The organism is Bradyrhizobium aeschynomenes, from assembly GCF_013178945.1.
Lineage (GTDB): Bacteria > Pseudomonadota > Alphaproteobacteria > Rhizobiales > Xanthobacteraceae > Bradyrhizobium > Bradyrhizobium aeschynomenes.
The window spans coordinates 15,222-35,486 of record NZ_JABFDM010000011.1; the positions used below are offsets into that span (position 1 = coordinate 15,222).

Genomic DNA, 20,265 nt, shown 5'->3' on the forward strand with positions numbered 1-20,265 from the left:
CTTGATGCAGATCAAGGCGCAGTCAAGGCAGGGGATTCTGGGTTCCTGCGGCTCGGCCGTCATGCCGCGGCGCGCTGATCCGCCGTGCGATCCTCGATGATGTTGAGCAGGAATTTCGGCTCGCCTTCGCCGATCGAGATTGGCAGCCGGCGCACCACCACATCACGGATGCGGTTACCCGGCATCTCGACGCTGTGCGCCTTCGGAGTCTGATCGGTCTCATCGGCAAGCAGTTGACGATCGAAGGTCTCGATCAGGGTGCATGTCGGCTCGGGAAACAGGTCGCGCGCCGCGCGGCCGATGATCTCCGCGCGCGGCAGGCCGAACAGCACCTCAGTGGCGCGATTGACGAACACATAGCGCAGCGACTGCGCGTCCTTCGCCACCACCGCCTGCGGGATGTTCTCGAGCAGCGCGGCGAGGAAGTACTCGGCCCGCGCCAGGATCCGCTCGTTGCGCCGCTGCGCGGTGAAATCCTCATGCGTAGCGATCCAGCCGCCGCCAGCCATCGGACGCTCGGAGATACGGATGATGCGACCGTCGGCGAGCTCGACCTCCACGATCTCGGCCCTGCCCTCCTTCATGCGCTGTCTCAGGGCGGCGAGAAAGTCGGACGGCTTCTCGCGCAACAGCCCGAGCTTGGCGCGATGCGCGAGGATCTCGCGCACATGCGCACCGGGCTTCGCAATCGAAGCGGGCACGCCGTAGAGCTTGCGGTACTGCTCGTTGACCATCAGCACGTAGCCGAAGCTGTCGAGCATGATCAGGCCCTGAGCCATGTTGGCGACCGCGGCGTCGAGGCGCTGCTGGCTGCTGATCGCGCCCTGCTCCAGCTGCTCGTGCTGGCGCAGGATGTCCGTGTATTGGCGCTCGATCTCGACCTCGTGCTCTTCGAGCTCCTGGAGGCGGAAGGCGCCGTTCTGATAGGTCTCGACCGCCTGCGCGACCCGACCGATCTCGTCATGCCGTCGCGCATGCGGAATCTTCAGCTTGATGCGGCCGGCGGCGATGCGGTCGGTGACGCGGGCGATGTCGAGCAGCGGCATCAGCACGCCCCAGCGCAGCGCCAGCGCGGCTGCGGCGATCAGCGCCACGATGAGCAGGCCGAGCCCGCCGAGAAAGTACGACGCCACGCCGCGCGCGTCGGCGGTCTCGCCGAGTTCGCGGGTTCGGGCGGCGTAGAGCCGGGACAATTTCTCGAGATCCTCGTTGAGCGCGGTGCGCACCGCGCGGTTCTCGTCGTTGTCGCCGAGCTCACGCGCCGCCGACGAGCCGATCGAGATGGTCCGGCGCGCCATTTCGGTGCGGAAGGCGATGAACTGGTCGATCCGCATCCTGAACGGGGCGAACAGCGCGGCATCCGCTTCGGTGACCTGGGCCTCCCACTCCGCGACCACCTTGGCCAGCTGTGCGAGCTTTCCGAGCTGCGCGTCGGCGTAGCGCCGCGCGACGTTGCGATCCAGCGACATGTAGATGCCGCGCGATTCCATCACCACGGCATAGATCAGCGCATTGGTGCGCTCGATGTTGCGCGATGCGGCGGCGAGCTGCTCGAGGCGCTCGTAGAACAGCCGCTGCTCACGCAGCGCCGAGAGCGCGCCCAATGTCGACAGCATCACGAGGACGGCGAAAGCGGCCGCCGCCGCGGAGATCGTGTCGTTGAGGCTGAACGACGGCAACGACGTGGTGAACCTGCGCAACGGCATCTGCATGGCTGGCTCCCGGCTCTGGGACAACCATCACACGCAATATCCGTAAACAACACGTTCCAAGCGCAACGATCGGACGTAACGAAACATTAACCCGGGGTTGCGCAATCGTTAACGCCGCTGCCGGGCGGCGCAGCGCTCCGCCTCACTGCCGCAGCATGATCAAGGGATTGGCGCTGTCCGGCACCAGCCGCCACTGCGCATTGTCGTCGGCCTCGAACCGCCAGATCTCGCCGCGCGCCGACATCAGCATCATCTGGCCGTGCTCGAGCCGCCACTGCGTCGGCGCGAAAGCCGCGATCGCGGCATCGCATTTGGGTTTCACGAACACCTGGAAATTGTCATTGCCGGCCTCGGTGTTGGTCAGCACCAGGCTGCAGATCGTGACGCCATTGCCGCGGACCATGGCCCAGTCGCCGATCATCTGGTCCATTGACTTGGCCAGCGACCGCGCCGCCGCCAGGTTCTGCAGGATGTAGACACCCTCGCCCTGGCGCAGGCCTTCGAAGATGCCGGCCTCGACCTCGGTGAAGTCGAGCACCGACTCGCCATTGGCTGCCTGCAGGCTGACGATGTCGAGACCCTTCACGTTCCAGCCGGCGATGTCCTTGGTGAAGGGCAGCGCGGTGGCGCAGCTCGGCTCCAGCTCGAGCTTCTGCCCGTGCGGCGCCGCATCCGGCTTCAAGGTCACGACGCAGGTCTTGCTGCGCTCCGTGGTCGCGAGCTCCCACTGCCCGATCATCGCCTTCTTCAGGCTGGTCGCATCCTGCGCAATGGCGGGAATGCTTGCCGCCGTTGCAAGCAGCGCGATCAGGAGCGGGAGCGCACGTGTCATCAGCGGCCTTTCACCGGCGTTTCCGGAACGGGCGTCAGCGGCGGCTTGCCGGCGAACCAGACCTTGAGATTGTCGACCACCAGCTGATCCATCGCGTTGCGGGTTACGATGGCAGCCGAGCCGATGTGTGGCAGCAGCACGACATTGTCCATCGCCTTGAGCGCGTCGGGCACCGACGGCTCCTTCTCGAACACATCGAGACCGGCCGCGAGAATCGTGCCGGACTTCAGCGCATCCACCAGCGCGGCCTCATCGATCACCGAGCCGCGGGCGACGTTGACGACGACGCCGCGCGGGCCCAGCGCCTTCAGCACCTCGGCGTTGACGATTCTGTTGGTGCCGGCGCCGCCGGGCACGATCACGACCAGCGTGTCGACATCCTTCGCCATCGCCAGCAGGTCGGGATAATGCTTGTTGGCGACGCCAGCGGCGGGGTTGCGCGAGTGATAGACGACCGGGACCAGCGAGGCTTCCAGCCGGCGTGCGATCGCCTGGCCGATGCGGCCCATGCCGACCATGCCGACGGTGCGGTCGCGCAGCGAGCCGACACTGAGCGGATATGGCTTGGAGGTCCACTCGCCCGAACGCACGAAACGGTCGGCCTTGATGAACTCGCGGCAGGTGGCGATCAACAGACCCATCGCGACGTCGGCGACCTCCTCGGTCAGCACGTCAGGCGTGTTGGTGACGACGATGCCGTGCTGTCCGGCGTGCGCAGCCGCAATGTGATCGTAGCCGACGCCGAAGCTCGCGATCATCTCGAGCTTCGGCAGCATCGCCATCACGGCGGCGTCGGTCTTGACGGTGTGGAAGGTCACGGCAACGCCGCGAATGCGGCCCTTGACCTCCGCCGGCAGCGCTTCGAGATCGGCCTGCGTCGTCGCATGGTGCACGTTGAAGCTGTCCGGGAACCCGTTCTCCAGGATCGGCCGCAGCGGCCCATAGATCAGAACATCGACCTTGTCAGACGAAGTGGCCGCCATCAGTTATCCTTTCCAAGAGCACTTTCGTGCCAGCGCCGCAAAACGAGGTGCGAAACTAGCGCCAGCAAGCCATAGATGACAATCCCGGCAACCGACAGCAGCACCAGCGCGGCAAACATGCGGGGTATGTTGAGACGATAGCCGGATTCCGCGATGCGATAGGCAAGGCCGGATCCGGCACCGGCGCTGCCGGCCGCGATCTCGGCGACGACGGCGCCGATCAGCGACAGGCCGCCGGCGATGCGCAGACCACCGAGAATGTAGGGCAGCGCAGCGGGCAGCTTCAGATAGCGCAAGGTCTGCCAGCGCGAGGCGCCATAGAGCTGGAACAGCCCGGCGAGATTGCGGTCGACCGAGTTGAGCCCGAGCGCGGTGTTGGACAGCACCGGGAAGAAGCCGACGATCCAGGCGCACACGACCACCGCCGTCTGCTGCGGCAGGTAGATGAGCAGCAGGGGTGCGATCGCGATCACCGGCGTGACCTGCAGCACCACGGCATAGGGAAACAGCGCCCATTGCAGCCATCTCGACTGGTTGAACACCAGCGCCAGCGCGATGCCGCCGAGCGCGGCGGCGATGAAGCCTTCGAGCGTCGTGATCAAGGTCGTCAGCAGCGACTGCGCCAGAATCTCCCAGTCGGCGACCAGCGTCTTCAGCACCAGCAGCGGCCCAGGCAGCACGTAAGGCGGGATGCCGTTGATGCGCACGGCGAACTCCCACGCGGTCATCGCGGCGACGAAGACGATCGCGGGAACGGCGAGGCTCGCAAGCCGCGCGCCGGAGACGGCCGATGCCCGATCCTGCACGCTCACAGCGCAAGCACTCCGGTGTAGGCCGGCGCGAGCGCATCGGAGACGCGGCGGCAATATGCGGCATAGTCCGGCGAGGCGCGGAACGCGTCATCGCGCACATCCGCCTCGATCGCGATTTCCGCGCTCAGTCGGCCGGGCCGCGCCGTCATCACCAGCACGCGCTGCGACAGGTAGACCGACTCGAACACCGAATGAGTGACGAACAGGACGGTCATGCTGAGGCGCCGCCACAAGTCGAGCAGATCGTCATTGAGGCGAAAGCGCGTGATCTCGTCGAGCGCCGCGAACGGTTCGTCCATCAAGAGGATGTCCGGCTGAGTCACCAGCGCCCGCGCCAGCGACGCCCGCATCTTCATGCCGCCGGACAGTTCGCGCGGGAAAGCGTCGGCGAAATCGGCAAGGCCGACCTGCGCCAGCGCCGCATCGACCCGCGGCCGGGCCTCGGCGGCGGTCACATGCGCGAGCTTGAGCGGCAGGCCGACATTGTCGCGCACGCTGGTCCAGGGCATCAAGGTCGGCTCCTGGAACACGAAGCCGATGCGATGGCCGGGATGCGTCTCGGACGACGCCGCCGCGATCTCGACCGTTCCCGCACTCGGCCCGGCAAGCCCCGCGATCAGCCTCAGCGCCGTCGACTTGCCGCAGCCGGAGGGGCCGAGCAGGGAGACGAACTCGCCCCTGCCGATCGCAACATCGATCGGCCCCAGCGCCGCGACGCCGGACTCGTAGACCTTGGTGACGGCACGCAGCCGCACGGCGATGTCGGCGGCGCGCACGGGCGACGGGGGCAAGCTCATCTGCTGACGGCGCCGCTGCGAGGCGTCCTACTTCTTCGGCCGGAGATCGATGCCGACGCCCTTGTTGACGAAGCGCAGCGTGTAGGACTTGCGATAATCGACCGTCGGCTTGACCACGCCGGCGCGCACCATCTTGTCGAAGAAGCTGGTGATGCGCTCCTCGGTCATGGCGCCGATGCCCTTCTCGACGCTGTCGCCGGAATCGACGATGCCGTACTCCTTCATCTTGGCGACCGAATAGGCCAGGAGGTCGTCGGTCATCTCCGGGTTCATCTTCTTGATCAGCGCATTGCCCGCGGAGTTGTCGCCATAGATGTAGGTGTACCAGCCGATGATCGAGGCATCGACGAAGCGCTGCACCAGGTCGGGCTTGCTCTCGATCAGGTCGCGCCGCGTCTCGATCAGGGTCGAATAGGTGTTGAAGCCGTTGTCGGCGAGCAGAATCACGCCGGGCTTGAAGCCCGCGGCACGCTCGACCGCGAACGGTTCCGACGTGACATAGCCCTGCATGGCGCTCTGCGCGGTAGCGATGAAGGGCTGCGGATTGAAGGTGTAGGGCCGGACGTTCTTCTCGGAGAAGCCGTATTCCGATTTCAGCCATTGATAGTAGCTGGAGATGCCTTCCTTGGAGACGAACAGCGTCAGCGTCTTCAGCTCCTCGAGCTTGGTGATCCTGGACTCCGGATGCGTCAGGAACACCTGCGGGTCCTTCTGGAACATCGCGGCGATCGACACGACAGGTACGTTGTTGGCGACGGCGTCGAACGCCATCAGCGTGTTCGCGGCCATGAAGAACTCGATCTTGCCGGAGATCAGCAGCATCCGGTTGTTCTCGTTGGGGCCGCCGGGCACGATCGTCACGTCGAGGCCGTAGCGCTTGTAGGTGCCGTCGGCGACCGCCTGGAAGAAGCCGCCATGCTCCGCCTCGGCGACCCAATTGGTGCCGAACGAGACCTTGTCCAGGGTCTGGGCCTGGGCCCCCGAGATCAGTCCGGCGACGATCAGCGATGCCGCCATTAACGTTCGCGACAGAAGCGACTGCGCCATGTCTGGTCTCCCCGGTTCTTTCTGGCTGAACAATGTTAAGATCAATGGAGCGATAACTAGCCTGCCCGACGGACGAAGGAAATGGCCCGCGCGATGACCCCGCCGCCCCGCGACTGGACCGAGTTGCATTGGCCCGATCTGGGAACGTCAGAGACCGCACGCTGGATCGCGGTGCTGCCGCTTGCCGCCACCGAGCAGCACGGGCCGCATCTGCCCGTAGGCACCGACGTCCACATCGCCGAAGCCTATCTCGCGCGTGTCCGCGCGCTGCTGCCGCCGGCCCTGCCGGTGACGGTCCTGCCGGTGCAGCCGATCGGACTCTCGACCGAGCACATCGACTATCCGGGCACGCTGACCCTGCCGACCGAGGTCGCGCTGCAGAGCTGGCGCGCGCTTGGCGACAGCGTCGCGCGCGCCGGACTGAGAAAGCTCGTCATCGTCACCAGCCACGGCGGCAACAGCGCCGCGATGAGTCTGGTGGCGCAGGACCTGCGCGCCGCGCATCGCATGCTGGTGGTGACGACGTCGTGGTCGCGCTTCGGCGCGCCTGACGGCCTGTTCTCGGCCGACGAGCTGCGCCACGGCATCCATGGCGGCGCGGTCGAGACCTCGATCATGCTGGCCCGCCATCCGCAGCTGGTGCGCAGCGAAGCGATCACCGATTTCGCCTCGTCGGGCGTCGCGATGGAGCAGGCCAATCGCGTGCTGTCGACGCAGCGGCCGGCGCCGATGGCCTGGCAGACGCAGGACCTGAATGCGAGCGGCGCGGTCGGCGATGCCACGCAGGCGTCGGCCGAGAAGGGCGAGCGCATCCTCGACCACGGCGCCCGCGCCTTCTGTGCGCTGTTGCAGGATATCGATAACTTCGACGTGAACACCCTCGGCAGCGGACCTCTGGCAGGCCGCTGAATCAAGTCCAAGCCGTTGGATTTCCTCATCGATTAAGAAGGCGGCCCAGCCATTGGCGGGTGGTTCGAACCGCTTTCGAAAAGGCTCCGTCCAATTGTGCAAGCGGCCAGGACCGGCCGCCCCAACGCAAAACGGAGCCTTCCATGTCCATCAAGACCAAGCTTGCCGCCCTCGCCGTCGCCGCTCTCGCCGTCACCGGCAGCATCGCCGCCACCGCCTCTCCCGCCGAAGCCCACGGCTTCCATCATCGCTGGGGTTGGGGCGTCGGTGCGGGCCTCGTCGGAGCCGCCGTCGTCGGCAGCGCCATCGCCGCCAGCAATGACGGCTACTACCAGGGCGGCTATCGCTACTGCCGCTGGGTGCCGCAATATGACATCTACGGCCAGTATGTCGGCCGCGCCCGGGCCTGCGGCTATTGATGCCGGGACGGTCGCCGTCGCGAGCCGCTCGCCCCGGCCCGCGACAGGGCCCCGCCGATCCGCCTTGCTCCTCCGCGCTGAGGCGGGGCCTCCCTGCCCCGATCTGCCTCTCTACAGCCCGCCGGCCGCCCCGGGCGGGCTTTTTGTTGCATGAACGCCACACCCGCTGGACAGGATGACATGGAGCCGCCGCCAATCTTGCTGTTGCAAATTAATTGCAATAGAAATCATCCACAAATTGCCGCTCCTCGTCCACACTTCCGATCGAGCATGGACGAATCCGTAATCTTATCGTGACTGTGCGCGGGCAATGAGGTTCTGACTTCATTCTGTGTCGTGTGCATTGCTTTGGGGACCCCGCCACCATGATCCGCTCCAACCGTGCCAGAGAGATGATTGGGGCCGGCGCCGTGATCGTGTCGCTCGCCTCGCCCGCCGCTGCGGCCGACCTCACGGTCAAGTCCCGGATGGTGCAGGCGGTGTTCGACTGGACCGGCCTCTACGTCGGCGTCCACGCCGGCTACACCCGAGATCATGCCAATGCCACGCTGACCGATCCGACCGGTGCAGCCAGCGCCGGCAGTCCGTTCAGCGGCCTCACCGGCGGCGTCCAGGCCGGCTACAACTGGGTCACCCGCTCCGGGCTGCTGCTCGGGCTCGAGGGCGATTTCAGCTTTCCGAACTATCTCACCTCCAACCACACCGTCGCGATGCTCGGCACGCCCGGCTCGAACGTGTCGGAGCTGTGGGATTATGTCGCCACCGCGCGCGGCCGCGTCGGCTACGTCAGAGGCGACTGGCTGCTCTATGCCACCGGCGGCCTCGCCTGGACCGGCGGCCGCTTCCTCAACAGCAACGCGGCCGGCGACACCGAGAAGCTGCTGACGACGCGGCTCGGCTGGGCCGCCGGCGCCGGCATCGAGCGCAGCTTTGCGCCGCATTGGAGCTGGCGCCTCGAATATCTCTACAGCCATTTTGAGAACGGCGGCGTCCGCTTCTCCAACGGGGCCAGCTACAATTCGCAGCTCGACTTCCAGACCCTGCGCGTCGGGCTCAACCGCAAGCTCGACTTCGCTGATGGCCCTGAGCTCAAGCTCAAGAACGATCCCTCCGATACTGAATCGGATCGCTGGGAGATTCACGGCCAGGCGACCGTGATCGGCCAGGGCTATCCCGCGTTCCGTGCCGCCTATACCGGCCCGAACAGCCTCACCCCCGCGCGGCAGTTCCAGCAGACCTGGAGCAACAGCCTCTATCTGAACGCGCGGCTGTGGGAAGGCGGCGAGGTCTACTACAATCCCGAGCTGCTGCAGGGCTTCGGCCTCAGCAACACGGTCGGGCTCGGCGGCTTTTCCAACGGCGAGGCGCAGAAGTCCGACTTCCCCTACCCGCACTACAACACCTCACGCCTGTTCCTGCGCCAGACCTTCGGCTTCGGCGGCGAGCAGGAGCTGCTCGGCTCCGGCCAGCTGCAGCTCTCCGGCAAGCAGGACATTTCGCGGCTCACCTTCCAGATCGGCAAGTTCGCCGTGCTGGACGTGTTCGATGGCAACGCCTATGCCAAGGATGCCCGCAAGGACTTCATGAACTGGTCGGTGTGGGCGCCCGGCGCCTTCGACTATGCCGCCGACAAGCTCGGCCTGACCTACGGCGCCACCGCCGAGCTGAACCAGAAGAACTGGGCGCTGCGCACCGGCTATTTCATGGTCGGCGCCGAATCGAACTCGAACAGTTTCGATCAGCGGGTCTTCCGCCGCGGCAGCTACGTCGTCGAGCTGGAGACGCGCTATCAGCTGTTCTCACAGCCCGGCCACCTGCGCACCATCGGCTGGTTCAACAACAGCTTCTCCGGCAGCTATCGCGAGACGCTCGACAATCCCGCTGTTAACCTCGACATCAGCCAGACCCGCCGCGGTCGAGCCAAGTTCGGCTACGTCGTCAGCTTCGACCAGGCGCTGTCGGACGATGTCGGCCTGTTCGGACGCTGGAGCTGGAACGACGGCAAGACCGAGATCATGGCGTTCACCGACATCGATACAAGCCTGTCACTGGGCAGCTCGATCAAGGGCACCCGCTGGGGCCGCCCCGACGACACGATCGGCATCGCCGGCGTCAGCAACGGCCTGTCGCGCGACCACCGCGCCTTCCTCGCCGCCGGCGGCCTCGGCCCGCTGATCGGCGACGGCGCGCTGAACTATCGCCGCGAGACCATCATCGAGGCCTATTACTCCTATTCGATCAGCAAATACCTGACCTTCACGGCCGACTATCAGTTCGTCAACAACCCCGCCTACAACGCCGACCGCGGCCCGGTGTCGATCTTCTCGGGCCGGCTGCACGGAGACTTTTGAGCGGCGGACTGAGCCGGTCAGCCAAACCAGGCTCAAGGCGAGTTAGCGCCCCCATCGCACGGCACAATCGCTGTCGTCCCGGCCTTGAGCCGGGACCCATACCGCGGACGCTATCGAGGGAACGCCACTACCAGTTGCCTGCCTCATCCGGGCCGGTGGCTCTGGGTCCCGGCTCAAGGCCGGGACGACGACGGAGGACTGAGCACCGGCGGTGCGCCAAACCCGCCGTCCGCGCGCATTCCCCCAAGCTCCCGCCGCAACGCGGCAATGGGCGTCGGCCCTCCCCATATGCTAGGACCTGTCCCCATCCCGCCCGTTCCGGGTGCCAGACCAGGTCGCAATGCTGTCCGTCGAACTCTCGATCATCGTCGTCCTCATCGTCGTCAACGGCCTGTTGTCGATGTCCGAACTCGCGATCGTGTCGTCCCGGCCGGCCCGGCTGGCGATGCTGGCCGAAAAGGGCATTTCCGGCGCCCGCCGCGCACTGACCTTGGCGTCCGATCCCGGCCGGTTCCTGTCGACAGTGCAGATCGGAATCACGCTGGTCGGCGTGCTCTCCGGCGCCTTCTCGGGCGCCACGCTGGGCCAGCGCCTGACGCAATGGCTGCTGGAACTCGGAATGAGCGCCTCGGCCGCCGACATCGTGGGCGTCGGCCTCGTCGTCACGATCATCACCTACGCCACCCTCATCGTCGGCGAGCTGGTGCCGAAGCAGCTGGCGCTGCGCGATCCCGAGGCGATTGCCGTGCGCGTCGCTCCGGCGATGCAGGTGCTGGCCAAGGTGTCGCTGCCGCTGGTCGTGCTGCTCGATCTCTCCGGCAAGCTGATTCTTGCCCTGCTCGGCCGCTCCGGCGACGCCGAGGAGAAGGTCTCGGAGGCGGAAATCCATCATCTGGTGCGCGAGGCCGAGACCGCGGGCGTGCTCGAGCCCGGCGAGAAGGAGATGATCGCCGGCGTGATGCGGCTCGGCGACCGCCCGGTCGGTGCCATCATGACGCCGCGTCCCGAGGTCGACGTCGTCGATCTCAACGACGACCCCAAGGTGATCCGCGAGCTGCTTGCCAAGAGCCCGCATTCGCGCCTGCCGGTCTCCGACGGCGAGCGCGACCGCCCCATCGGCGTGCTCCAGGCCAAGGATCTGCTGGCCGCGTATCTGCGCGACGAGACGCCGGATCTGCGCAGCCTGGTGCGCGAGGTGCCGATCATTCCCTCCACCGTCGATGCGCGCGACGTGATCGCGATCCTGAAGGTGGCGCCCGTGCATATGGGGCTGGTTCACGACGAATACGGCGCGTTCGAAGGCGTCGTCACCGCGGCCGACATTCTGGAATCGATCGTCGGCGCATTCTCCTCCGAGGAAGGCCCGCCCGAGCCCGCCTGCGTCCGCCGCGACGACGGCTCGCTGCTGGTCTCCGGCTGGATGCCGCTCGACGAGTTCGCCGACGTTCTCGCCATCGAGGTCCCGCCGCATCGCGGCTACCACACCGTCGCCGGCCTGGTGCTGCAGCACTTCGGCAGCGTGCCCGAGGTCGGCCACAGCTTCGAGCTGCAAGGCTGGCGCTTCGAGATCATCGACCTCGACGGCCGCCGCATCGACAAGATCCTGGCGACGAAGCTCGCGCCCGAGGGCGGCGAGCCGAATGTGGGGTAGCTGAGTTCCTTCTCTCGCCGCACGGACGGTGCACTCCCTCTCCCCGTTCTTCACGGGGAGAGGGTCGGGGTGAGGGGCAACCACACGGGTGGTGCCGCCCTCGAGCACCGGCATACGAGTCCGATGGAGCCTTGATGCGGCCCCGCTTGTGCCATGCCCCTCACCCGGATTGCTTCGCAATCCGACCTCTCCCCGCAAAGAGCGGGGAGAGGTGCACCGTGCCGCTGCGCTCTACATTTACAAACAAGCGATGACCGATTCGCCCGTCGGGCAGAGTGCTGGTGTCGAATGCGCCAGCAGATGGCCGATCCGAATTTCGAAAGCCTGCGCCGAAACACTCATTTCCCCTGCGCGCTCAACAGGACGCCCAATTCAAGAGCCCCCACGCAAAATAAACTGCTTCCGAAAATCATAACTCCTGATCTATCCTCCCCCCATTCCGGTCCTGATGAGGGGCGTACGCGTCGTCACGAACGTTGGGCCGGCAATGCGATGGACGGGACGGCGGCGCTGGACGAGCGCTGCAGTCACGGACGGCGAAATCGTGTGGTCCTGACCTCCCGACGCTGAGGTCCGCGGCAATGCGCTGACGGCGTATTGTCGCCACGGTGGCCAAAAGCCGGCGCACCGGGGAGAGCTCGTATAAGCCGTTAAAACCGATCGCGCAGGGAGGGCCGGGTCTGTCCGGCTGAACCTGTGGTACCTGCCGCCTGCATTTTTCTAAGCAGGCGGGCCACGGGCCTCAGTCGAGGTCCGGCTCTCCCTGCGCCCTCACATCCATGAGGGCCATCGACAGGCACACCCCGGACATGACATGTCGCGGGAACGTGAAGACGCGGGCGGCGTATCCTTTGATAGGCCGGGCCCGGAGACCGGATCCCCGGCCCGGCCGCTTGAAATCAAACCATCACAGTGGGCACTTAGGGTGCGGATCGACCGGCGGCCCAGCCGGCGCGTCCAGCTCCCAACCCATGACGAGGACCCGTCCGCAGCCACCACCATGGCTGCGGCCGATGAGACGAGACACGCCGATGCTGCTCCAGGACATCAGGACCACCGTGCTGCGCGACGCCGTTCGCCCCAACGTCTGGGACGTGGTCGCGCTGATCATCGTGGTCGGGGCGATGGTGCTGATCGTCTATGGCGGCGAGCAGACCACGCTGCCGCTGTCGGCGCTGGACTCTCCCGCGGTGTCGCTCGATCCCGCCAACCTGCCGCTCTACGCGCTGCGCACCACCTTGCGCATGCTGCTCGCGATCGTCTGCTCGCTGGTGTTCACCTTCGTCTACGCCGCGCTCGCGGCGAAGAGCCGGCGCGCCGAGATCGTGCTGATCCCGCTGCTCGACATCCTGCAATCGGTGCCGATCCTCGGCTTCCTCACCTTCACCGTCGTGTTCTTCATGAACCTGTTCCCCGGCAAGGTGCTCGGCGCCGAGCTGGCCTGCGTGTTCGCGATCTTCACCAGCCAGGCCTGGAACATGACTTTCAGCACGTACCAGTCGATGCGCAACGTGCCGAAGGATCTCGAGGAGGCGACACGCAGCTTCCACCTCTCCGGCTGGCAGCGCTTCTGGCGGCTCGACGTGCCCTATGCGATGCCCGGCCTGATCTGGAATGCAATGATGTCGATGTCCGGCGGCTGGTTCTTCGTCGTGGCGTCGGAAGCGATCACCGTCGGCAACACCACCGTCACCTTGCCCGGCATCGGCTCCTATGTCGCGCTCGCGATCCAGCACAAGGATCTCGCCGCGATCGGCGCGGCGCTGCTGACCATGCTGCTGGTGATCACGGCCTATGACCAGCTGCTGTTCCGCCCGATCGTCGCCTGGGCCGACAAATTCCGCTTCGAGCAGACGGCGTCAGGCGATCCCCCCTCGTCCTGGATGCTCGATCTGTTCCGCCGCACCCGTGCGCTGCGCTCGCTGTCGATTCCGTTCGCGGCGATCAACCGCTCGTTCTCCAACCTGCGGCTCAACTGGCCGAAGACGTGGAGCGGGCCGGTGCGCCATGCGCCGCCATCGCAACTCGTCGACGGCCTCTGGCTCGCCGTCGTCATTCTCGGCTGCGCCTATGCCGGCTGGAAGACTTATCTCTATCTCTCGACCACCCTCGCGCCCTCCGACGTCTTCACCGCGATCGGCTGCGGACTGATCACGCTGGTCCGCGTCGCCGTGCTGATCGCGCTGGCCTCATTGATCTGGGTCCCGGTCGGCGTCTGGATCGGGCTGCGGCCCAAGCTCGCCGAGCGCATCCAGCCGCTGGCGCAGTTCCTGGCCGCCTTCCCGGCCAATCTCGCCTTCCCGGTGTTCGTGGTGCTGATCGTCCGCTACGGCCTCGATGCCAATGTGTGGCTCAGCCCGCTGATGATCCTGGGCACGCAGTGGTACATCCTGTTCAACGTCATCGCCGGCGCCAGCGCCTTCCCGACCGACCTGCGCGAGGCCGCCGCGAGCCTGCACCTGACCGGCTGGCGCTGGTGGTTCAAGGTCGTGCTGCCCGGCGTCTTCCCCTATTACATCACCGGAGCGATCACCGCCTCCGGCGGCTCGTGGAACGCAGCGATCGTGGCCGAGGTCGCGAGCTGGGGCGACACGCATCTGACCGCATCAGGGCTCGGAGCCTACATCGCGGCTGCAACAGAGCGCGGCGACTTCCCCCGCGTGGTGCTCGGCATCGCCGTGATGTGCATCCTCGTCACCCTGTTCAACCGGCTGCTGTGGCGGCCGCTCTATGCCTTCGGCGAACGCCGGCTGCGGCTCGGCTGACCGGGAGAATTCATGATCCGCGACCAGATCAAGGACACCTCGCTGATCGAGATCAAGGGCGTGAGCCGGCTATTTCCCAAGGGCAGCGGCGAGGACCTGGTCGTGCTCGAGAAGGTCGACCTCACGATCCGCGCCGGCGAGATCGTCGGCCTGCTCGGACGCTCAGGATCGGGCAAGTCCACCTTGCTGCGGATCATCGCCGGCCTGGTGTCGCCGTCGTCCGGCGAAGCCAGATGCCGTGGCGAGATCATCGCCGGTCCCCCTGTTGGCGTCGCCATGGTGTTCCAGTCGTTCGCACTGTTTCCCTGGCTGACCGTGCTGCAGAATGTCGAGCTCGGCCTGGAGGCGCTCGGCATCGACAGCGCCGAGCGGCGCAAGCGCGCGCTGGCTGCGATCGACCTGATCGGCCTCGACGGCTTCGAATCCGCCTACCCCAAGGAGCTGTCCGGCGGCATGCGCCAGCGCGTCGGCTTTGCCCGAGCACTGGTGGTGCATCCCGATTTGCTGCTGATGGACGAGCCGTTCTCGGCCTTGGACGTGCTGACGGCGGAGACGTTGCGCACCGACCTCGTCGACCTCTGGACCGACGGACGGCTGCCGATCAAATCGGTGCTGATGGTGACGCACAACATCGAGGAAGCTGTGCTGATGTGCGACCGCGTCCTGGTGTTCTCCTCCAACCCCGGCCGCGTCGCCGCGGAATTCAGGATCGACCTGCCGCATCCCCGCAACCGGCTCGACCCGGCGTTCCGCCAGCTCGTCGACAGCCTCTATGCGCGCATGACGCAGCGGCCCGAGCCGAAGTTGCCGAGCACAGCGAGCGCCGGGGTCGGCATGGTGCTCAGCCACGTCTCCTCGAACTCGATCTCGGGCCTGATCGAGGCGCTCGCCGGCGCGCCGTATAACGGCCATGCCGATCTTCCCGTTCTCGCCGGTCACCTGCAGCTCGAGGTCGACGAGATCTTTCCCTTGGCCGAGGCGCTGCAGCTGCTGCGCTTCGCGCAGCTCAGCGAGGGCGACCTGACCCTGACGGAGGCGGGCCGGCGCTTCGCCGACCTCGAGACCGACGAGCGCAAGAAGCTGTTTGCCGCGCATCTCATGGAGAACGTGCCGCTGATGGGCCTGATCCGCCGCGTGCTCGACGACCGCCCGTCGCACGCCGCCCCCGCCGCGCGCTTCCGCATCGAGCTCGAGGACTACATGTCCGAGCAATATGCCGACGAAACCCTGCAGACCATCGTGTCATGGGGCCGCTACGCCGAGCTGTTCGCCTACGACGAGCAGTCCGAGACCTTCAGCCTGGAGAACCCGCATTAGCTCGCTGATGACTCCAACCACCGCCGTCGTCCCGGGCAAGTCCGGCAACGCGAAGCGTTGGCGGACGCCGACCCGGGACCCATACCGCGTGATCTCGCTTGAGGCAGGTGGCGCGTTGAACCTTCCGCGCCACAAACACAGGCCTGTGGTTGTGGATCCCCGCGTTCGCGGGGATGACAGCGAGGGTGAGGACACTGCTTACCGCCTCATTTCGGACCGGTACGACGGCCTCACGCTGCCGCGAACGTATCCGGCCGCGCCATCGCCCAGGCGTCACGGAAGCGGGCATCCTGCGTACCATCGAGCAGTTCCCCCGGCCGCAGCGACGGGTAGAGTTTGGCGAAGGAGGAGACCTCGGTGGTTGACGTCCGCTGTGAGAAGTGGATGGGACGCAGGTCCTGCGGATGTTCGAGCCCGGCGGCCGCAAGCAGCTCGGTCAGCGCATGCAGAGTTGCGTGATGGTAGTTGTAGACGCGGTCGATCTTGTGCGGGACGACCAGCGCGCGGGCGCGCGTCGGATCCTGCGTCGCAACGCCGGTCGGGCAGCGATCGGTGTGGCAGCTCAGCGACTGGATGCAGCCGAGCGCAAACATGAAGCCGCGCGCCGAATTGCACCAGTCGGCCCCGATCGACATCGCCCGCGCCATGTCGAAGGCGGTGGCAATCTTTCCGGAGGCGCCGATCTTGACGCGGTCGCGGATATTCAGCCCGACCAGCGCATTGTGCACGAAATTGACGCCCTCGCGCATCGGCATGCCCAGATGGTCCATGAACTCCAGCGGCGCCGCACCCGTGCCGCCCTCATTGCCGTCGACAACGATGAAGTCGGGATAGATGCCGGTCTCCAGCATCGCCTTGCAGATCGCCAGGAATTCCCAGGGATGGCCGATGCACAGCTTGAATCCGGCCGGCTTGCCGCCGGACAGCCGCCGCATCTCCCCGATGAACTGCATCATCCCGATCGGTGTCGAGAACGCGCGATGCGCCGGCGGCGAGATGCAGTCCTCCCCCATCGCGACGCCACGGATCTTGGAGATCTCCTCGGATACTTTGGCCGCCGGCAGCACGCCGCCATGGCCGGGCTTCGCACCCTGGCTGACCTTGAGCTCGACCATCTTGATCTGCTCGGTCGCCGCGACGCGTGCGAAGGCGTCGGGATCGAAGGTGCCGTCGCGGTGGCGGCAGCCGAAATAGCCGGAGCCGATCTCCCAGATGATGTCGCCGCCCATTTCGGCGTGATACGGGCTGAAGCCGCCTTCGCCGGTATCATGGGCGAAGCCGCCCCGCTTGGCGCCGCCATTGAGCGCACGGACCGCGTTCGGGCTCAGCGCGCCGAAGCTCATGGCGGAGATGTTGAACACCGAGGCCGAGTACGGTTTCGCGCAATCGGGGCCCCCGATGGTAATCCGGAATTTCTCCTCCGCGTGCGGCTTCGGCGACATCGAATGGTGCATCCACTCGTAGCCCTCGCGATAGACATCCTCCTGGGTGCCGAACGGGCGCTTGTCGAGCACCATCTTGGCGCGCTGATAAACCACCGCGCGGGTGTCGCGCGAGAACGGCATGCCGTCCTTTTCGCTCTCGAAGAAATACTGCCGCATCTCCGGCCGCATTTCCTCGAGCAGGAAACGCAGGTGCGCCGCGATGGGGTAATTGCGCAGCACCGCATGGCTCTTCTGCATCAGATCCCGCACCCCGAGCAGGGTCAGCGCGCCGAAGATCAACAGCGGAATCAGAATGAGATCGAATATCTCGCGGTCGTAGACGCCGAGAATCAGCAACAGGGCTGTGGCCGTGGCACAGATCGTCAGCACGATGAAGCGCGGCGAGAATGGGAGCAGCAGCGTATCCATGGAAGGCCTCGGGGCGGCTCGTGGAGGATCGATCGTCACGATACTACGCGTATCGCGAAGCAATCGTTACATAAGCGTGCGCAATCGGCCATCGACGATATCACATCGTCGATAGCCTGCGGCTATCGACCCGGATGCCGAGATGTCCATGAGCCCGATATCCATGAGCCCGGCGCGCGACAGCGACGTGTCCTTCTAGCGCCTCGGTCGCCCCTACGGGCCTACCAAGGTGAGGACGCGACCGGGCCGCGCCGCTATGCCTCAGCCGTCCGCGAACAGGCCGGAATGCGCCTCGCGCAACTGCCGCTTCAACAGTTTGCCGCTGGGGTTCTTCGGCAGCGCGTCAACGAACACCACGCGCTTCGGCGTCTTGAACGAGGCCAGGCGGCTCGAGGCCTGCTTCAGCAGCGCCTCCTCGGTCAGCTCGCAGCCGGACTTCACGACGACCATCGCCACGACCGCCTCCACCCAGCGCGGATGCGGCAGGCCGACCACGGCGACCTCCGACACTTCCGGAATCAGATACAGCGCCTCCTCGACCTCGCGGCTGGCGACGTTCTCGCCGCCGGTCTTGATCATGTCCTTCTTGCGGTCGACGATGGTGATGTAGCCATCCTCGTCGATGGTCGCGAGATCGCCGGAGTGAAACCAGTCGCCCTGGAAGGCGGCGGCGGTCCGCTCGTCATCGTGGAAGTAGCCCAGCATCAGATGCGGCGAGCGGTGCACGACCTCGCCGACCTCGCCGGGCGCAACGTCCTTCATGTCGTCGTCGACGACCCGCGTCTCGACATTGAGCACGGCACGGCCGCACGAGCCCGGCTTGCGCAGCTGATCCTCTGGTCCGAGCATCGTCGCCAGCGGAGCGATTTCGGTCTGCCCGTAAAGATTCCACAGCTGCACCTTCGGCAGCCGCTGCGCCAGCTCGCGCAGCACCTCCACCGGCATGATCGAAGCGCCGTAATAGCCCTTGCGCAGGGTCGAGACATCGGTGGTCTCGAACAATGGCGAGCGCAGGATCGAGATCCACACCGTCGGCGGCGCGAAGAACGAGGTGATGCGATACTTGGCAATCAGCGGCAACAGATTGTCGGGCGTCGGAAACGCGGTGATGATGTTGGTGGCGCCGACATAGATCGAGGGCCCGAAGAACACGTCGAGCTGAGCGCAATGATACAGCGGCAGCGCATGCAGGGTGACGTCCTCGGCAGCAATGCCGGCGTCCACGATGCAACTCACATACTGCCAGATCACGGCGTCATGGGTCAGCATCGCGCCCTTCGGCAGCGATTCCGTGCCCGAGGTGTAGACGATCTGCGCGACGTCGCTGCCCACGATTTCGACGGCCGGCACGGCAGCCGTCGAGGCCGCGAGCTCCGCGAAATCGATCATGTCGCCCTGCCGCTCGCTCGGCCCTTCCGATGGGAGCCAGATCATCTGCTCGACAGCGGGCGCCAACGCCTTGGCCGCGCGGGCCACACCGGCAAAGCCGCTGTCGGTCGCCAGCAGCCGCGCGCCGGCATGCTTGAGGATGTAGGCGACCTCCTCGGGCTTGAGCATGAAATTTATCGGCACCAGCACGGCGCCAAGCCGCGCCAGCGCGAAGCGCAGGGCGGCGAAGGCATGCGAGTTACGGGCGAGGATCGCGACGCGCTCGCCCTTGCCGACACCGCGAGCGGCAAGGCCTGCCGCGAGGCGATCGACGACGGCGTTGAATTCGGCATAGGTCCAGCTGGTGCCGCCGCAGATCACGGCCGTCTTGCCCGGCGTGCGCGCCGCGCTCCTGCGCAGGAGGTCACCGAGCGTTTGCCTGCGGACGATGGAATCCATGGCCGTTCCCCTTGTTGTCGCGGGGATGGCCGCCGTTCAGGCAATCCATGTCCCCTCCCTGCTTCGTTCCGGACATCTGTCGGTCCGATGTTGCGGCCGAAAATCGCACGGCCGCAAGGACGCGTGCAAGGAGGATATTGCCAACGAAAAGAGCGCCCCGATTGCGTCGAGGCGCTCTTTCGAAAATGTCAAAGTCGGGAGATCGACCGCTCAGCGCTCGACGAAAGCCTTCTCGATCACGAAGTGCCCCGGCTCGTTGCCGCTGCCTTCAAGGAAGCCGCGCGACTCGAACATGGTCTTGAGCTCCTCCAGCATGGCCGGGCTGCCGCACATCATGATGCGGTCCTTGGCGATGTCGAGCTCATGCTGGCCGAGATCGTTGAACAGCTGCTGCGACGTGATCAGGTCGGTGATGCGGCCGCGGTTCCGGAACGGCTCACGGGTGACGGTCGGATAATACTGCAGCTTGCCCTCGAGCAGCTCGCCGAACAGCTCGTCCTCGCGCAGCTTGGCGACGACGCTCTCGCCATAAGCGAGCTCGGCGACCTGGCGGCAGCCATGGACCAGCACGATGGTCTCGAAGCGCTCGTAGACGTCCGGGTCCTTGATCAGGCTGGCGAACGGGGCGAGGCCGGTGCCGGTCGACAGCAGCAGCAGCCGGCTGCCGGGCAGCAAATTGTCGGGAATCAGCGTGCCCGTCGCCTTGCGGCCGACCAGAATGGTGTCGCCTTCCTTGATCTTCTGCAGCCGGGAGGTCAGCGGACCGTCCTGCACCTTGATGCTGAAGAACTCGAGTTCTTCCTCGTGATTGGCGCTCGCCATGCTGTAGGCGCGCAGCAGCGGCCGGCCCTCGACCTCGAGGCCGATCATCGCGAACTGGCCATTCTGGAAACGGAAGCCCGCATCACGGGTCGCCCGGAAGGAGAACAACGTGTCCGTCCAATGGTGAACGGAAAGAACTTTCTCTTTATAGAACGCGCTCATGTCGTT

15 protein-coding genes are annotated in these 20,265 nt (G+C 66.0%); 6 read left to right on the forward strand and 9 right to left on the reverse strand.

From position 1 onward, the window contains the following. Window positions 1–59 precede the first annotated feature (59 nt). The 6 genes from HL666_RS26455 to HL666_RS26480 form a co-directional block, all read right to left on the reverse strand. Window positions 60–1,706: a PAS-domain containing protein gene (locus HL666_RS26455; RefSeq protein WP_172111766.1), complete on the reverse strand. Its 1,647-nt coding sequence runs from the start codon at window positions 1,704–1,706 to the stop codon at window positions 60–62. 148 nt (window positions 1,707–1,854) lie between these two features. Next, window positions 1,855–2,451, reverse strand: coding sequence for an AprI/Inh family metalloprotease inhibitor (locus HL666_RS26460; protein ID WP_172184610.1), 597 nt, complete (start codon window positions 2,449–2,451; stop codon window positions 1,855–1,857). A 92-nt stretch (window positions 2,452–2,543) separates the two neighbouring features. Beyond that, the gene (locus HL666_RS26465; protein WP_172131387.1) at window positions 2,544–3,527 is read right to left on the reverse strand and encodes a 2-hydroxyacid dehydrogenase; all 984 of its coding nucleotides are present in this window, start codon (window positions 3,525–3,527) and stop codon (window positions 2,544–2,546) included. Beyond that, entirely contained in the window at window positions 3,527–4,333 is an 807-nt protein-coding gene (locus HL666_RS26470) for an ABC transporter permease (RefSeq protein ID WP_172184612.1), read from the reverse strand. Before HL666_RS26470 ends, HL666_RS26465 begins: the two co-directional genes overlap by 1 nt. A gap of 2 nt (window positions 4,334–4,335) precedes the next feature. Further along, window positions 4,336–5,136: an ABC transporter ATP-binding protein gene (locus HL666_RS26475; protein WP_172184448.1), complete on the reverse strand. Its 801-nt coding sequence runs from the start codon at window positions 5,134–5,136 to the stop codon at window positions 4,336–4,338. A gap of 27 nt (window positions 5,137–5,163) precedes the next feature. Beyond that, a complete protein-coding gene (locus HL666_RS26480; RefSeq protein ID WP_376698619.1) occupies window positions 5,164–6,183 on the reverse strand; it encodes an ABC transporter substrate-binding protein in 1,020 nt (339 codons plus the stop codon). An 81-nt stretch (window positions 6,184–6,264) separates the two neighbouring features. On the opposite strand from HL666_RS26480, the gene HL666_RS26485 reads away from it, so the two are divergent. From HL666_RS26485 to HL666_RS26510, 6 genes are all read left to right on the forward strand, one after another. Beyond that, complete coding sequence (locus tag HL666_RS26485) at window positions 6,265–7,092, forward strand: creatininase family protein (protein WP_172111706.1); 828 nt, start codon at window positions 6,265–6,267, stop codon at window positions 7,090–7,092. A gap of 143 nt (window positions 7,093–7,235) precedes the next feature. Further along, window positions 7,236–7,511, forward strand: a complete 276-nt coding sequence (locus HL666_RS26490; protein WP_172131389.1) for a hypothetical protein — start codon at window positions 7,236–7,238, stop codon at window positions 7,509–7,511. Between the two features lie 365 nt (window positions 7,512–7,876). Further along, window positions 7,877–9,862: a carbohydrate porin gene (locus tag HL666_RS26495; protein ID WP_172184450.1), complete on the forward strand. Its 1,986-nt coding sequence runs from the start codon at window positions 7,877–7,879 to the stop codon at window positions 9,860–9,862. 340 nt (window positions 9,863–10,202) lie between these two features. Next, window positions 10,203–11,513 (forward strand): hemolysin family protein, encoded by a 1,311-nt coding sequence (locus HL666_RS26500; RefSeq protein WP_172111709.1) that lies wholly within the window; start codon window positions 10,203–10,205, stop codon window positions 11,511–11,513. Between the two features lie 1,031 nt (window positions 11,514–12,544). Next, window positions 12,545–14,278, forward strand: coding sequence for an ABC transporter permease (locus HL666_RS26505; RefSeq protein ID WP_172184614.1), 1,734 nt, complete (start codon window positions 12,545–12,547; stop codon window positions 14,276–14,278). A 15-nt stretch (window positions 14,279–14,293) separates the two neighbouring features. Beyond that, window positions 14,294–15,595: an ABC transporter ATP-binding protein gene (locus HL666_RS26510; RefSeq protein ID WP_172184616.1), complete on the forward strand. Its 1,302-nt coding sequence runs from the start codon at window positions 14,294–14,296 to the stop codon at window positions 15,593–15,595. A gap of 230 nt (window positions 15,596–15,825) precedes the next feature. Here the strand turns inward: HL666_RS26510 and HL666_RS26515 are convergent, their stop codons facing one another. The 3 genes from HL666_RS26515 to HL666_RS26525 all read right to left on the reverse strand — a co-directional run bounded on the left by HL666_RS26515 (window position 15,826) and on the right by HL666_RS26525 (window position 20,259). After that, complete coding sequence (locus tag HL666_RS26515) at window positions 15,826–17,448, reverse strand: FMN-binding glutamate synthase family protein (protein ID WP_172111770.1); 1,623 nt, start codon at window positions 17,446–17,448, stop codon at window positions 15,826–15,828. Between the two features lie 261 nt (window positions 17,449–17,709). After that, window positions 17,710–19,275, reverse strand: coding sequence for an acyl-CoA synthetase (locus tag HL666_RS26520; protein ID WP_172184452.1), 1,566 nt, complete (start codon window positions 19,273–19,275; stop codon window positions 17,710–17,712). A gap of 210 nt (window positions 19,276–19,485) precedes the next feature. Then, window positions 19,486–20,259, reverse strand: a complete 774-nt coding sequence (locus tag HL666_RS26525) for a ferredoxin--NADP reductase (RefSeq protein ID WP_172111712.1) — start codon at window positions 20,257–20,259, stop codon at window positions 19,486–19,488. Window positions 20,260–20,265 lie beyond the last annotated feature (6 nt).